This window comes from Serpentinimonas maccroryi (genome assembly GCF_000828915.1).
Lineage (GTDB): Bacteria > Pseudomonadota > Gammaproteobacteria > Burkholderiales > Burkholderiaceae_C > Serpentinimonas > Serpentinimonas maccroryi.
The window spans coordinates 192,518-206,416 of record NZ_AP014569.1 but is presented as its reverse complement, the minus strand read 5'-3'; the positions used below and the strand labels follow the sequence as shown (position 1 = coordinate 206,416).

At 67.6% G+C, this 13,899-nt stretch carries 11 protein-coding genes; 3 read left to right on the top strand and 8 right to left on the bottom strand.

The annotated features are described in order from the left end of the window. Positions 1–11: 11 nt before the first annotated feature. From SMCB_RS00945 to argB, 7 genes are all read right to left on the bottom strand, one after another. A complete protein-coding gene (locus SMCB_RS00945) occupies positions 12–893 on the bottom strand; it encodes an alpha/beta hydrolase family protein (RefSeq protein WP_045534408.1) in 882 nt (293 codons plus the stop codon). 32 nt (positions 894–925) lie between these two features. Further along, positions 926–2,161, bottom strand: coding sequence for an acetyl-CoA C-acyltransferase (locus tag SMCB_RS00940; protein WP_045534407.1), 1,236 nt, complete (start codon positions 2,159–2,161; stop codon positions 926–928). Positions 2,162–2,180: 19 nt separating this feature from the next. Continuing rightward, positions 2,181–4,613: a 3-hydroxyacyl-CoA dehydrogenase/enoyl-CoA hydratase family protein gene (locus SMCB_RS00935; protein ID WP_045534406.1), complete on the bottom strand. Its 2,433-nt coding sequence runs from the start codon at positions 4,611–4,613 to the stop codon at positions 2,181–2,183. 31 nt (positions 4,614–4,644) lie between these two features. Then, entirely contained in the window at positions 4,645–5,100 is a 456-nt protein-coding gene (locus SMCB_RS00930; RefSeq protein WP_045534405.1) for a DUF2147 domain-containing protein, read from the bottom strand. Between the two features lie 31 nt (positions 5,101–5,131). Beyond that, positions 5,132–6,928, bottom strand: coding sequence for an acyl-CoA dehydrogenase C-terminal domain-containing protein (locus SMCB_RS00925; protein WP_045534404.1), 1,797 nt, complete (start codon positions 6,926–6,928; stop codon positions 5,132–5,134). Between the two features lie 40 nt (positions 6,929–6,968). Continuing rightward, a complete protein-coding gene (locus tag SMCB_RS00920; RefSeq protein ID WP_082027144.1) occupies positions 6,969–7,649 on the bottom strand; it encodes a TetR/AcrR family transcriptional regulator in 681 nt (226 codons plus the stop codon). A gap of 128 nt (positions 7,650–7,777) precedes the next feature. Beyond that, a complete protein-coding gene (argB, locus tag SMCB_RS00915) occupies positions 7,778–8,695 on the bottom strand; it encodes an acetylglutamate kinase (protein ID WP_045537318.1) in 918 nt (305 codons plus the stop codon). Positions 8,696–8,839: 144 nt separating this feature from the next. Here argB and SMCB_RS00910 point away from each other — a divergent pair, with 144 nt between their 5' ends. Next, positions 8,840–10,420 (top strand): CYTH and CHAD domain-containing protein, encoded by a 1,581-nt coding sequence (locus SMCB_RS00910; RefSeq protein WP_045534403.1) that lies wholly within the window; start codon positions 8,840–8,842, stop codon positions 10,418–10,420. Between the two features lie 61 nt (positions 10,421–10,481). Beyond that, positions 10,482–11,843, top strand: a complete 1,362-nt coding sequence (miaB, locus tag SMCB_RS00905; RefSeq protein WP_045534402.1) for a tRNA (N6-isopentenyl adenosine(37)-C2)-methylthiotransferase MiaB — start codon at positions 10,482–10,484, stop codon at positions 11,841–11,843. Positions 11,844–11,879: 36 nt separating this feature from the next. Here the strand turns inward: miaB and SMCB_RS00900 are convergent, their stop codons facing one another. After that, positions 11,880–12,911 carry a sensor histidine kinase gene (locus SMCB_RS00900; RefSeq protein WP_045534401.1) on the bottom strand — a complete coding sequence of 344 codons (1,032 nt, stop codon included), beginning with the start codon at positions 12,909–12,911 and terminating at the stop codon, positions 11,880–11,882. A gap of 155 nt (positions 12,912–13,066) precedes the next feature. Between SMCB_RS00900 and xth the strand changes: the two genes are divergently transcribed. Continuing rightward, positions 13,067–13,894, top strand: coding sequence for an exodeoxyribonuclease III (xth, locus tag SMCB_RS00895; RefSeq protein WP_045534398.1), 828 nt, complete (start codon positions 13,067–13,069; stop codon positions 13,892–13,894). Positions 13,895–13,899 lie beyond the last annotated feature (5 nt).

Sequence of the window (13,899 nt, the reverse complement as noted above, 5' to 3'; positions counted from 1 at the left end):
CAATGCGTGAATCAATCTTGCCCCAGCCGCACGGGCCGCTGCAACAACTCGTGCAGGGCCTGCTGCATCAGGGGCCACAGCCCCAGCTCGTGCTCGGCCTTGAAGGGCCCAAAATGCCCGATGCGGCGCAGCCCCAGATCGGCAGGCACGATGCGCCGCACCTCGCTCGGGGCGTTTTCGTATAAGCGCACGAGGCTGCGGGTGCCTTGCAGGGTCATCAGCTCGTCGTCGCTGATGGACAGCGCCAGCAGCGGGAAACGCACGCCGGCGTAGCGCTGGCGTGCGGCCTCGCCCTCTGCGCCCACGCTGTAGCGCGGGTGCAGACACCAGCGGCGCCACTGCAGCATGGCGCCGGCTGGAATGTCGCCCACCATGCGCAGGCTGCGGCCAGGGAAGTAGCCGCACAGGCGCGTGGCCAGCGGCACCACGAAAAACCAAAAGTAGGGCACCACGAAGCGCAGCCGCGGCGTGTTTTCGCGCCAGTAACCGCTGCCGGCGGCCACACTCAACAAGCCGCTGACCTTGTTGGCGTTGGCCAGCAGCCCCGGCAGTTGCGCGCCCAAGCTGTGGCCCAGCAGCAGCAGCGGCAGCTTGGGGCGGTCGGTGTGGGCAAAGTCGATCACCGCCTCAAAGTCGCGCACCCAGTCGTGCAGATCGGCCTTGAAGCCGCGCAGCCGCACCCCGGCGGGCAGCGAATCACCGGTGCCGCGGTAGTCGAAGCTCAGGACGCGCCAGCCCTGCGCCGCCAGCCACTGGGCAAAGGGGGTGTAAAAATCTTGGCGCACGCCCATGGCCGCCGCGATGACCACGCTGCCCGCCGCCGGCCCTGTGGACTCGAACACCCGCACCCCGAGCTTGCAACCGTCTTTGGCCTTGATCTGTTGCGTTCTCACGTGGTGTGGGTATCTGGTGGAGGAATGGCAGCTTAAACCCGCTCAAAAATGCCGGCTGCGCCCTGCCCCATGCCCACGCACATGGTCACCATGCCGTAGCGCAACTGGTGCCGCTGCAGGGCGTGCACCACGGTGGCGGCGCGGATGGCGCCGGTGGCCCCCAGCGGGTGCCCCAGGGCGATGGCCCCGCCCATGGGGTTGACGCGCGCCGGATCGAGCCCGAGCGTGTTCAACACCGCCAGCGCCTGCGCGGCAAATGCTTCGTTGAGCTCGATCCAGCCCAGGTCGTGCTGGCCGATGCCAGCGGCCTTGAGCGCCGCCGGGATGGCCTCGATTGGGCCGATGCCCATCAGGTGCGAGGGCACGCCGCGCGAGGCGTAACCCACAAAGCGGGCCAGCGGCTTGAGGCCAAAGCGCTGCACGGCCGCACCGCTGGCCAGCAGCAGCGCCCCGGCGCCGTCGGAGGTCTGCGAGCTGTTGCCGGCGGTGACGCTGCCCAGCCCGGTCGGGCTGCCGTCGGCGCGGCGCGGCACCGCAAACGGCGGCTTGAGCTTGGCCAGCCCTTCGAGCGAGGTGTCGGGGCGCGCGCCTTCGTCTAGGCTCACCACGCGCTGTTTTTCGTGCACCTGGCCGCTGGCGAGGTCGAGCTTGCGCTCGGTGACCGTCACCGGCGTGATCTCGGCGCTGAATTCGCCCGCCGCCTGCGCCGCCAGCGCGCGCTGGTGCGATTGCAGGGCAAAGGCGTCTTGGTCAGCGCGGCTCACCTTCCACTGCTGCGCCACTTTTTCGGCCGTCAGGCCCATGCCGTAGGCGATGCCGTAGTCTTCAATGCGCTCGGTGTTGCGAAACGCCGCTGGCGACAGGCTGGGCGCGTTGCCCATCATCGGCACCATGCTCATGCTCTCCACGCCGGCGGCGATCATCACGTCGGACTCGCCAACGCGGATGCGGTCGGCCGCCATTTGCACCGCGCTCAGGCCCGAGGCGCAAAAGCGGTTTACGGTGATGCCGCCCACGCTGTCGGGCAGGCCGGCCAGTACGGCGCCAATGCGCGCCACGTTCAGGCCCTGTTGGGCCTCGGGGATGGCGCAGCCGCAGATTACGTCTTCGATTGCCGCCGGGTCGAGGTTGGGCACCTCGGCCAGCACGGCGCGCAGCACATGCGCCAGCAGGTCGTCGGGGCGGGTGTGCTTGAAATAACCGCGGTGCGATTTGCCGATCGGCGTGCGCTTGGCCGCAACGATGTAGGCGTCTTGTAGGGGTTTCATCGGGGAGGGCTCCGGGTATTTAGTTGCGCAGCGGTTTGCCGGTTTGCAGCATTCCCATGATGCGCGCCTGCGTTTTGGGGTGCACGATCAGGCTGCAAAAAGCCTGGCGCTCGAGTTGCAACAGGTACTCCTCGCTCACCAGCGTGCCAGCCTCGACCTCGCCGCCGCAGACCACGTGGGCGATCTGGCTGGCGATGTAAAAGTCGTGCTGGCTGATGAAGCCGCCGTCGCGCATGTTGATCAGCGAGCCCAAGATGGTGGCTTTGACCGAGCGCCCTGCGGCCGGGAACAGGCGCTTGAGCGGCGGCCGGTAGCCGGCGCGCTGCAGCGCCTGCGCCTGCCCGATGGCCACGTACAGCAGCTCGTCTTTGTGCGCCACGATGGTGTCGCTGGGCAGCAGGTAGCCGAGCTTGCGGCTCTCGAGGGCGCTGGTGCCCACGCTGGCCATGGCCGCGGCCTTGAAGCCTTCGCTCAGGAACGGCAGCATATCGGTGCCGGTGCTGGCGCGGGCGTTTTCGGCCGCACGCCGGGCGATATAGGTCAGGCCGCCGGCACCCGGGATCAGGCCCACGCCCACTTCCACCAGCCCGATGTAGCTCTCGAGGTGCACCACCCGGTGTGCGCAGTGCAGCAGCAGCTCGCAGCCGCCGCCCAGCGCCATGCCGCGCACCGCCGCCACCACCGGCACCTGGGCGTAGCGCAGTTTGAGCATGACGCGCTGCAGCTCGGCTTCCACGTCTTCGATCGCCGCCACGCCCGCCGCCAAAAAGGCCGGCATCACGGCTTGCAAATCGGCGCCGACGCTGAACGGCTCGTCGCCCGACCAGATCACCAAGCCTTGGTAGCCGGCCTCGGCCAGATCGACGGCGCGGCTCAAGCCCTCGGTGACACCGGGGCCAATGGCGTGCATCTTGCTCTTGATGCTGGCGATGAGCACGCCAGCCACGTCGCCTTGCTCCAGCGTCCAGAGGCGGATGTCGGCGTCTTCGTAAACGGTTTGGCCAGCGCTGTGGAAGGTCTGAGCGCCCTCGCCGAGCAAGGTCTCGCGGAACAGCTGGCGCCCATACACCGGCAGTTCGCGCCGGGGCTGGAACTGGCCCAGGCTGGGGTTCCACGAGCCTTCGGGCTGGTGCACGCCACCGCGCGCGGCCACCGGGCCGTTAAAGACCCAATCGGGCAGCGGCGTGCGGCACAGCGCCAGCCCGGCGTCGATGTCGGCTTGCACCATCTGCGCCACCTCGAGCCAGCCGGCTTCTTGCCAGAGCTCGAATGGGCCTTGCTGCATGCCAAAGCCCCAGCGCATGGCCTGATCGACGTCGCGCGCGCAGTCGGCAATGGTGGCCAAGTGCAGCGCGGCGTAGTGAAAGCTGTTGCGCAGTATCGCCCACAGAAAACGCCCCTGCGGCCCTTCGGCGTTGCGCAGCAGCTTGAGGCGCTCGGGCGCCGGCTTTTTGAGCATGCGGCCATAGACTTCGTCGGCCTTCTGGCCCTTGCCGTCGGCGCAGGGCACGTAGTCGCGGCTTTCGAGTTCGAAGCGGTGGATGTCGCGCCCCACCTTCTTGAAAAAACCGGCCTTGGTTTTTTGGCCCAGGTGCCCGAGTTCTAGCAGGGCCTTGAGCACCTCGGGGGTTTGGAAGCTGGGGTAGAACGGGTCGGTGGCCGGGCTGAGGGTGTCTTGCAGCGTCTTGATGACGTGCGCCATCGTGTCCAGGCCCACCACATCGGCGGTGCGGAAGGTGCCGCTGCTGGCGCGCCCGAGGCGCTTGCCGGTCAGGTCATCGACCACGTCGAACGTCAGGCCGTAACGCTCGGCCTCTTGCATGGTCGAGAGCATGCCGGCGATGCCGATGCGGTTGGCGATGAAGTTGGGCGTGTCTTTGGCGCGCACCACGCTCTTGCCCAGCACGCTGGTCACAAAGGTCTCGAGCTGATCGAGCACCAGCGGCCCGGTGCCTGGGGTGGCGATGAGCTCGACCAGCGGCATGTAGCGCGGCGGGTTGAAGAAGTGGATGCCGCAAAAGCGCGCGCGCAATTGGGCCGGCAGCGCATCTGAGAGCGCACCGATCGACAGCCCCGAGGTGTTCGAGGCCAGCAGCGCGCCTTCGGCGACAAAGGGCGCGATCTTGGCGTAGAGCTCGCGCTTCCAGTCCATGCGCTCGGCGATGGCCTCGATGATCAGGTCGCAGCCGCGCAGGCGCTCGAGGTGCTGCTCGTAGTTGGCGGCCTCGATCAGCTCGGCGTCGTCGGCCACACCCAGCGGCGCGGGCTTGAGCTTTTTGAGGTTGGCGATGGCGCGGTTGGCGATGGCGTTCAGGTCGCCCGTGCCCGCATCGGCTTGGGGCAGGTCGTACAAAATGACCGGCACCTTGCAGTTGACCAGGTGCGCCGCGATCTGCGCCCCCATCACACCGGCGCCGAGCACGGCGACTTGTTTGATTTGAAATCGGCTCACGGAATGTTCCTTGCGTTAAAGCGGGCTGCCGTCACTGGACGCGAACCCAGGTCTGGGTGCGGCCAAAGGGGCCGATGGAGCCGCGCACTTGCAGCTTGCGCCCCTCTTCGATCGGCGTCAGGCGCAGGGTGTAGCTGCGGCCGTCTTCGGGGTCGAGGATGCGCCCACCCTCCCACACGGCGCGCCCTTCGGCTTGGCGGGCGCCGCGGATGATCTCGAGCCCGATCAGGGGTTGATCCTTGCGGTCGTCGGTGCAGGCGGTGCAGCGCGCGGCTTGGTCGGCACCCGGGCGCAGCAGGCGCGTGATGCGGCCGCTGAGCACGCCGCCCTGCTCGCTGATCACCACTTCGGTGCGCGGCTGGTTGGTCTGGTCGTCGATCGACTGCCAAGTGCCGACCGGGGTCATCTGGGCCCAGGCCGATGCGGCCAACAACAGGCCAGCGGCCAGCAGGGACGAGCGCCCAAGGGTGCGAAGTGCGTGTTTCATGTCGTATCTCCGGGGTGGGGTGGGCAGGTCATCAGGCCAAGGCGGCCTCGGTGTCCATCAACGCGGCGCTGCCGGCGCGCGCGGTGCGCATCAGCATAGCGGTTTCGGGCAGCAGCTTGGCAAAGTAGAAGCGCGCCGTTTGCAGCTTGGCGGTGTAAAACGGATCGGTGCTGCCGGTGGCGATCTGGCGCAGCGCCACCGAGGCCATGCGGGCAAAGAAGTAGGCAAACACCAAGTGCCCGGCCACGCGCAGGTAGTCCACCGCCGCCGCGCCCACTTCGTCGGGGTTTTGCATGCCCTTGAAGCCGATTTCGGTCGTGAACTTGGTCATCTGCTCGCCCAGGTAGGCCAGCGGGTTGATGAATTCGGCCATCTTCTCGTTGGTGCCTTCTTGCTCCACCAGCGCCGCCACCAGCTTGCCGAATTTTTTCAGCGAGGCGCCGTTGTTGCCCAGCACTTTGCGCCCAAGCAGATCCAGGCTTTGCACCGTGTTGGTGCCTTCGTAGATCATGTTGATGCGGGCATCGCGCACGTATTGCTCCATGCCCCACTCTTTGATGTAGCCGTGGCCACCGTACACCTGCTGGCACATGACCGTGGCTTGCCAGCCGTTGTCGGACACGAAGGCTTTGGCGATCGGCGTGAGCAGCGCCAGCAGCTCGGCGCTGTCTTTGCGCACTTTCTCGTCGGGGTGGTTGATTTCTTGGTCGAGCAACAGCGCGCAGTAGCTCATGAGCGCGCGCCCGCCTTCGGCGTAGGCCTTGGCGGTGAGCAGCATTTTGCGCACGTCTGGGTGCACGATGATCGGGTCGGCCGGTTTGTCCTTGGCCTTGACGCCCGAGAGCGAGCGCATCTGGATGCGGTCTTTGGCGTAGGCGAGCGCATTTTGGTACGCGACCTCGGTCAGGCCCAGCGACTGGTTGCCCACGCCCAAGCGGGCGGCGTTCATCATCACGAACATGGCTTGCAGACCCTTGTTGGGCTGCCCGACCAGCGTGCCGATGGCGCCGTCGAGCACCAGCTGCGCCGTGGAGTTGCCGTGGATGCCCATTTTGTGCTCCAGACCGGCGCAGTAGATCGGGTTGCGCGCGCCCAGCGAGCCGTCGGGCTGCACGTGGTATTTGGGCACCAGAAACAGGCTGATGCCCTTGCTGCCCGCCGGAGCGCCGGGCAAGCGCGCCAGCACCAAGTGCAGGATGTTGGCGGTGAGGTCGTGCTCACCGGCGCTGATGAATATCTTTTGCCCGCTGATCTGGTAGGTGCCATCGGGCAGCGGCTCGGCTTTGGTGCGCAGCATCCCGAGGTCGGTGCCGCAATGCGGTTCGGTCAGGCACATGGTGCCGGTCCACTCGCCGCTCACGAGCTTGGCCAAGTAGGTTTTTTTCTGCTCGGGGGTGCCGTGGGCGTGCAGGCACTCGTAGGCGCCGTGGCTCAGGCCCGGGTACATGGCCCAAGCCTGGTTGGCGCTGTTGAGCATTTCGTAAAAGCACTGGTTGACCACGAACGGCAGCCCTTGGCCACCGTATTCGGGGTCGCAGCTCAGGGCTGGCCAACCGCCGGCCACGTACTGCTCGTAGGCGGCCTTGAAACCGCTGGGCGCGCGCACCTCGTGCGTGGTTTTGTCCAGCGTGCAACCCTCTTGGTCGCCGCTGAGGTTGAGCGGAAACGCCACCTCGGCGGCAAATTTTCCGCCCTCTTCGAGCACCGCATTGAGGGTATCGACATCGGCGTCGGCGTGCGCCGGGCAAGCCTTGAGCGCATCAACGGCGTGCAACACTTCGTGCAACACGAACTGCATGTCGCGCAGCGGCGGGGTGTAAGCGGGCATGGGACAGATCTCCTGATGGAAAAGGACGGTGGAAAGGGAGTCAACAGATGTGGCGCTCGAGCAAGTGCTCAAAGCCTTGCCGAGCCAGGCTCAACCCTTGCGGATTGCGCAAAAAACGGGCGTCGTAGTGCAGCGCCAGGATCAGGCCATGGATCTCGAAAGCGATCTGCTGCGGCTGCGCGCTGGGTTTCAGATGTCCTTCGGCGATGGCCAGCTCGACCGCCCGCCGGATGGCATCCTGCCAGGTTTTGACGGTCTGCACCAGCTCGTCGCGCACCGGGCCAGGGCGATCGTCGAACTCGACCGCGCCGCTGATGTAGACGCAACCCGCATCGATCTCGATCGCCGTTTGGTGCATCCACAAATCGAACAGGGCGCGCAGCCGCGGCAGCCCGCGCGGCTGCTGCAGCGCCGGGTAGAACACGTCGCGCTCAAAGCGCTGGTGGTATTCGCGCACCACCGCAATCTGCAATTCTTCGCGCGAGCCAAAATGGGCAAACACGCCCGACTTGCTCATGCCCATCACCTCGGCGATGGCCCCGATGCTCAAGCCCTCGAGCCCGACCGGCGCCGCCAGCGCCAGCGCCGCATCCAGAATGGCGGCGCGCGTTTGCTGGCCCTTTTGCAACGCCCGCCCGGCACGGGCGCCCACAGCGGCCGCCCTGCGCGAGCGCTGGGCGACTGCGTTTTGGGCTTTAGGGACGGGAGGCATCAAGGGCATGGCAAAAAATACGAACGATCGTGCTATTTTATGCCCAAGCCGCAGCCTGTCAAGGCGCGCAGCGCACCCCATATGCCTAGGGTTTTCCCTAAATTTTCGGCTTTGCTGGCCCGTGGCGGGGCCCATGCTCAATCCACGCAGATGGTGGTGCCGCAGGCGTGCTGGCCCAGCGCCTCGAGCAGCATGGCGTGCGGCACCCGGCCGTCGATGATGTGCACCGCCTTGACGCCGCTCTGGGCGGCCTCGAGCGCGCCGGCGATCTTGGGGATCATGCCGCCGCTGATGGTGCCGTCGGCCATGAGGGCCTCGATCTGCGCCATACTCAGGCGCGCCAGCAGTTGACCCTGGCGGTCGAGCACGCCGGGGATGTTGGTGAGCATGAGCAGCTTGTCGGCCTGCAAGCTGGTGGCCAGCCGCGCCGCCACCACGTCGGCGTTGATGTTGAAGCGCTCGTTGCCGGCGCCATAGCCGATCGGGCTCACCACCGGGATGTAGCCCTGCGCCTGCACGGTGTGCAGCAAAGCCGGATCGACGGCCACGATATCGCCCACCTGCCCGATGTCGTGCCAGCGGCTGGGGTCGGTGGCGTCGGGCAGGCGCAGCGCCTGGGCGCGGATCAGGCCGCCGTCGCGCCCGGTCAGCCCCAGCGCCCGGCCCCCGGCTTGGTTGATCAGGCCGACGATTTCTTGCTGCACTTGGCCGGCCAGCACCCACTCGACCACCTGCATGGTTTCGGCGTCGGTCACGCGCATGCCCTGCACGAAACGGCCCTGCTTGCCTAGGCGCTGCAGCAGGTTTTCAATTTGGGGGCCGCCCCCGTGCACCACCACCGGGCGCATGCCCAGCAGCTGCAGCAGCACCACGTCTTGGGCAAAAGCGAGCTGCAGCGCGGGCTCGGTCATGGCGTTGCCGCCGTACTTGATGACCAGCGTCTGGCCCTGCTGCGCGCGCAAACTGGGCAACAGCTCGGCCAGCACGGCGGCGCGCTCGGCTGGGGTTAGGGTGGGCTGAGTTGGGGTCGGTTGGGGTGGTGGGGTCGCATCCATGCTGCGCATTGTGCCGCAAGCGCATCCCTTTGGCCGTTGCCTAGCCCGTGCTTGGCCGCTGCTTTGAGCTTGCCAAAAGACCACCCGCCGGCCCATAATGAACAGGCAGAGGAACCTTCGGCCCCCAAGCACCACAGACCCGACATGAGCAATCCGCAAGAAATCGAACTCAAGCTGCTGGTGCCGGGCCTGACGGCCGCGGCGGCCCTGCAGTTGCTGCGCCGCGCACCCAGCTTGGCGCGGCGCAAGCTGCGTCAGCAGCAGCTGGTGAACCGCTACTTCGACACCCCCGAGCGCTTGCTGCAGCAGCAGCGCTGCGCCTTGCGCGTGCGCCAGCGCCGCGACGTGCACGCCGGCACGGGCTCCGAGGGCGACACCATCACGGGCGCTTCGGTGTGGGTGCAAACCCTCAAGACGGCGGGCTCATCCAGCGCGGGTTTAAGCCAGCGCGGCGAGTGGGAGTGCCTGGTGGCAACCGACCAGCCCGAGCGCGCCGGGCTGCGCGGCACCGCTTGGGACGCGCTCGACCCCGATGGCGCGCTGTTCGAGCGCCTGCAACCCTGCTTCGAAACCCGCTGCCTGCGCACCACTTGGCTGGTGGCGCGCCGCGACGGCACGCTGCTCGAAGTCTCGCTCGACGCCGGCGAAGTGCTCGCCGACGGGCAGACGCAGCCGCTGCTCGAGCTCGAGCTCGAACTCTTGGCCGGCGCGCCCACGGTCTTGTTCGATCTGGCCGACGAACTGGCCCGGCGCCTGCCCTGCCTGCCCTGCAACCTGAGCAAGGCCGAGCGCGCCGGTCTGCTGGCCAACGGGCAACTGCTGCAGCCGGTGCGCGCGCGCCGCCTAGAGCGCCAGCGCGGCGAGGCCCTGCCGGCGCTGGCCTTGCGCGTGCTGGGCGAGGCGCAGGATCAATTTCTGCGCAACCTCGAGGGCCTGCTGCACAGCGATGCGCCCGAATGGGTGCACCAGGCGCGGGTGGGCTGGCGGCGCTGGCGCAGCCTGCTGCGCCTGCTGCGCCCGTGGGTGGGGCCCGGCCCCGATTTCACCGAGCTGCGCCCTTTGCTCGATGCCTTGGGCGCACAGCGCAACCTCGACGTGGGCTGCAGCGAAACCCTGCCCGCTTGGAGCGGTGCCTGGGCCTGTGCGCAGGCCGGCGCAGCCGGCGGCGAGGCAGCCTTGTCGCCCCCGCCCGATGACGCCACCACCAACGCCTGCGCACAAGCCTTGGCCGAGCTGCAAGCGGCGCGCAGCGCCCAGCGCACGCGCTTGCGCCAGACCCTGCTCGAGCCCGCCACCGGCCAAGCGCTGCTGGCGCTGACGCGCTATTTGTGGCAGGCGGGGCAGCAACCCATGGCGATCGAAAAACGCGCTATCGGCGCAAGGCTCGCAAGCTGGAACCGCCGCCTGCACCGCCTGCTGCAAGGCGAAAAGGCCCAGTTGCTCGACGTGGCCACCCTGCACGAAGCGCGCCTGCTGGCCAAACGGTTGCGCTACGGCAGCGAGGCCATGGCCAGCACCCTTCCGGCCAAGCGACTGCGCCAGAGCCAGCAGTGGGTCAAGGATGCCACCCTGTGGCAAACCCGCATCGGGCAGGCGCGCGACGCCTGGCAGCTGGCCCTGCTGCTGCAGCAACACACCCACGCTCCGCCCGCCTTGCTGGGCTTCATGCAAGGCGTGGCCGCAGCCATGGAGCGCGCCGCGCAGGAAGCCGCCAGCCCGGGCTAAAATCCGCGACCCTGCTGCCCCCCGACAGCCTCTGGATCTACACCACGAACCGCTGCCCGCCATGAGCAAAAAAGTCTATATCAAAACCTTCGGCTGCCAGATGAACGAGTACGACTCGGACAAAATGGGCGCCGTGCTCGCCGCCGCCGAAGGCTACGAGCCCACCAGCGACGTGGAACAGGCCGACCTGATTCTTTTCAACACCTGCTCGGTGCGCGAAAAGGCGCAAGAAAAGGTGTTTTCCGACCTGGGCCGGGTGCGCCACCTGAAGCAAAAGGGCGTGCTCATCGGTGTCGGCGGCTGTGTCGCCAGCCAAGAAGGCGAGGAAATCATCCGCCGCGCGCCCTATGTGGATGTGGTGTTTGGCCCGCAGACCCTGCACCGCCTGCCCGAGCTGCTGCAGGCGCGGGCGGCGCAGCAGCGGCCGCAAGTGGACATCAGCTTTCCCGAGATCGAAAAATTCGACCACCTGCCGCCGGCGCGGGTCGAAGGCGTCAGCGCCTTTGTCAGCGTCATGGAGGGCTGCAGCAAGTACTGCAGCTACTGCGTGGTGCCCTACACCCGCGGCGAGGAGTTCAGCCGCCCGCTCGACGAGGTGCTGCTCGAAGTCGCCACCTTGGCCGAGCAGGGCGTGAAAGAAGTCACGCTGCTGGGGCAAAACGTCAACGCCTACCAAGGCGCCATGGCGCCCAGCGCCGATGTGGCCGACTTTGCCGATTTTGCGCTGCTGCTCGAGTGCGTGCACGAAATCCCCGGCATCGAGCGCATCCGCTACACCACCAGCCACCCCAAAGAGTTCACGCCGCGCCTGATCGAAGCCTACGCGCGCCTGCCCAAGCTGGTGAGCCACCTGCACCTGCCGGTGCAGCACGGCAGCGACCGCATGCTGGCGGCCATGAAGCGCGGCTACAGCGCGCTCGAGTACAAAAGCACGGTGCGCAAACTGCGCGCCGTGCGGCCCGACTTGGCGCTGTCGAGCGACTTCATCGTCGGCTTCCCCGGCGAGACCGAGGCCGATTTCGAGCAGCTGCTCAAGCTGGTGCGCGATGTGGGTTTCGATTCCAGCTTCAGCTTTGTCTTCAGCCCGCGCCCCGGCACCCCGGCAGCCAATCTGCCCGACGACACGCCGCCGGCGCTCAAGCTGCAGCGCCTGCACACACTCCAAGCCCTGCTCGAGCAGCAAGCGCAGGCCATCGCCGAGCGCCTGGTGGGCAGCGTGCAGCGCATTTTGGTCGAAGGCCCATCGCGCAAACACGCGCACGAGCTCACCGGCCGCACCGCGTGCAACCGCAGCGTCAACTTCGACGCCGGCACCCAAGGCACGCGCCTGATCGGGCAGCTGCTGGACGTGCGCATCACCGAGGCGCGGGCGCATTCGCTGCGCGGTGAGCTGTGTTTGACCGAGGCTGTGCTGGCGCATTGAACCCGCCTGCCGTCGGTTTTACGCCCTTGCAGCAACTCATTCAGCCGCTGATTCAGCCGCGCCCTTGCGCAGCGGCAACCGCACCAGCACCACGTGCTCGCAGTCGGTGTGGTAGCGCCTGATCTGCGCCTCGGCATCGAAATGCAGCTGCAGCCGTTCGCGGATATTGCCCAACGCCATGTGGTTGCCCCCGGCGGCAGCCGCTGCCGCCGCCAACGGCCCCGGCGCCAGCGTGTTGCGCACGAACAGGCGCAGCTCGCTGCCGTCTAGGTACACCTCCAACGACACCTCGGCGCCCTCGGGCGCGGGCTCGACGCCGTAGCGCACCGCGTTTTCGAGCAAGGGCTGCAGCAGCAGCGGCGGCACCAGCGCCTGCAGCGGCGCGTGCTCGGTGCGCCACTGCATGCGCAAACGCTGCGCGCCCAAGCGCAGGGTTTCGATCTCGATGTAGGCGCGCGCCAGCGCCAGCTCCTGCCCCAGCGGCACCAGGGTGCGCGCATCCGACAGCAGCGCGCGGTACAAATCGGCCAGATCGTGCAGCACCGCCTCGGCCTGCTGCGGCTGGCGGCGCAGCAGCGCCAGCACGCTGTTGAGGCTGTTGAACAAAAAATGCGGCCGAATGCGCGCCTGCAACGCCGCCAGCCGCGCCTCGGCCAGCGCCGGCGACAGGCGCTGCTGGCGCCAATCGAAATAAAACAACAGCGCCCCGGTCAGCAGCGCGGCCACGCTGGCGCTGTGCGCCGCCGACCCGGCCAGCGCCAGCCCCAGCCCCTGCTCCACCGCCACGTGCCACAGCGCCGCCACGCTCGCCGCCAGCAACAGCACCAGCACCAGCCCGCGCCGGTAGCTGGTTCGTGCCAGCAGCGGCTGCAGCAGATAGAGCAGCAACACGGTCGCCAACAAGGGCGGATCAAAACGCACCGACTGCTGCAGCAGCTGCTCCAGCCACGGCTGGCCGCCGGGCCCACCCAGCACCACAAAAGCCAACCGCAGCGCCTGCGCCAGCAGCAAGATGCGCAGCCACACCCCAAGGTTGCGAAAATCGGGCAGGGTGGCGGGGGGTTTCATGGGCGTCTGGTGCAGGGACACGCTCCATTGTGGCCGATCGCGGCTTGGCTGCAGGCGTTTGGGGCGTGCGCTGTGGCCAGAGCGCACCCTGTCTGGACGCGCGATTAGGAGCCGCACACAGCGCTATCTGCCGGGGCCCTATACTTGCCTCGACCATGAAAATCGCCACCTGGAACGTGAACTCGCTCACCGTGCGCTTGCCGCAGGTGCTGGACTGGCTGGCGGCGCAGGCCAGCGCCGGTGCGCCGGTGGAGGTGCTGGCGCTGCAAGAGCTCAAGCTCAGCGACGACAAGTTTCCCGCCGCCGCTTTCGAGCAGGCCGGCTACCACGCCGTCTGGCACGGCCAAAAAACCTACAACGGCGTGGCCTTGCTGGCGCGCTCGCCTTTCAACGCGGTGCAGCGCAACCTCCCCGGCTTTGAGGATGAGCAAGCGCGGCTGATCGCCGCCACCCTTGGCGCCGATGACACGCAAGGCAGCGAAGGGGGCGCCAGCGCGCCCGCGCTGCGCGTGGTCGGCGCCTATTTTCCCAACGGGCAGGCGCTGGGCAGCGACAAGTTTGCCTACAAGCTGCGCTGGCTCGAGGCGCTGCGCGCTTGGCTGGCCGACGAAATGCGGCGCCACCCACGGCTGCTGCTGCTGGGCGACTTCAACATCACCTTTGACGACGCCGACGTCTGGGACCCGGAGGGCCTGCGCGAAAGCATCCACTGCAGCAGCGTGGAGCGCGCGCAGTTGCAGGCCTTGCTGGCGCTGGGCTTGCACGACGCGCACCGCCTGTTTGCGCAGCCGCCCAAGAGCTATACGTGGTGGGACTACCGCCAGCTCGGCTTTCAAAAAAACCGCGGCCTGCGCATCGACCACATTTTGCTCAGCGATGCGCTGCGCCCGCTGGCCACGGCCTGCCAGATCGACCGCAGCCCGCGCAAAAACCCACAACCCAGCGACCACGCGCCGCTGTGGGTGCAGTTGCAAGGGCTTTGATCCGG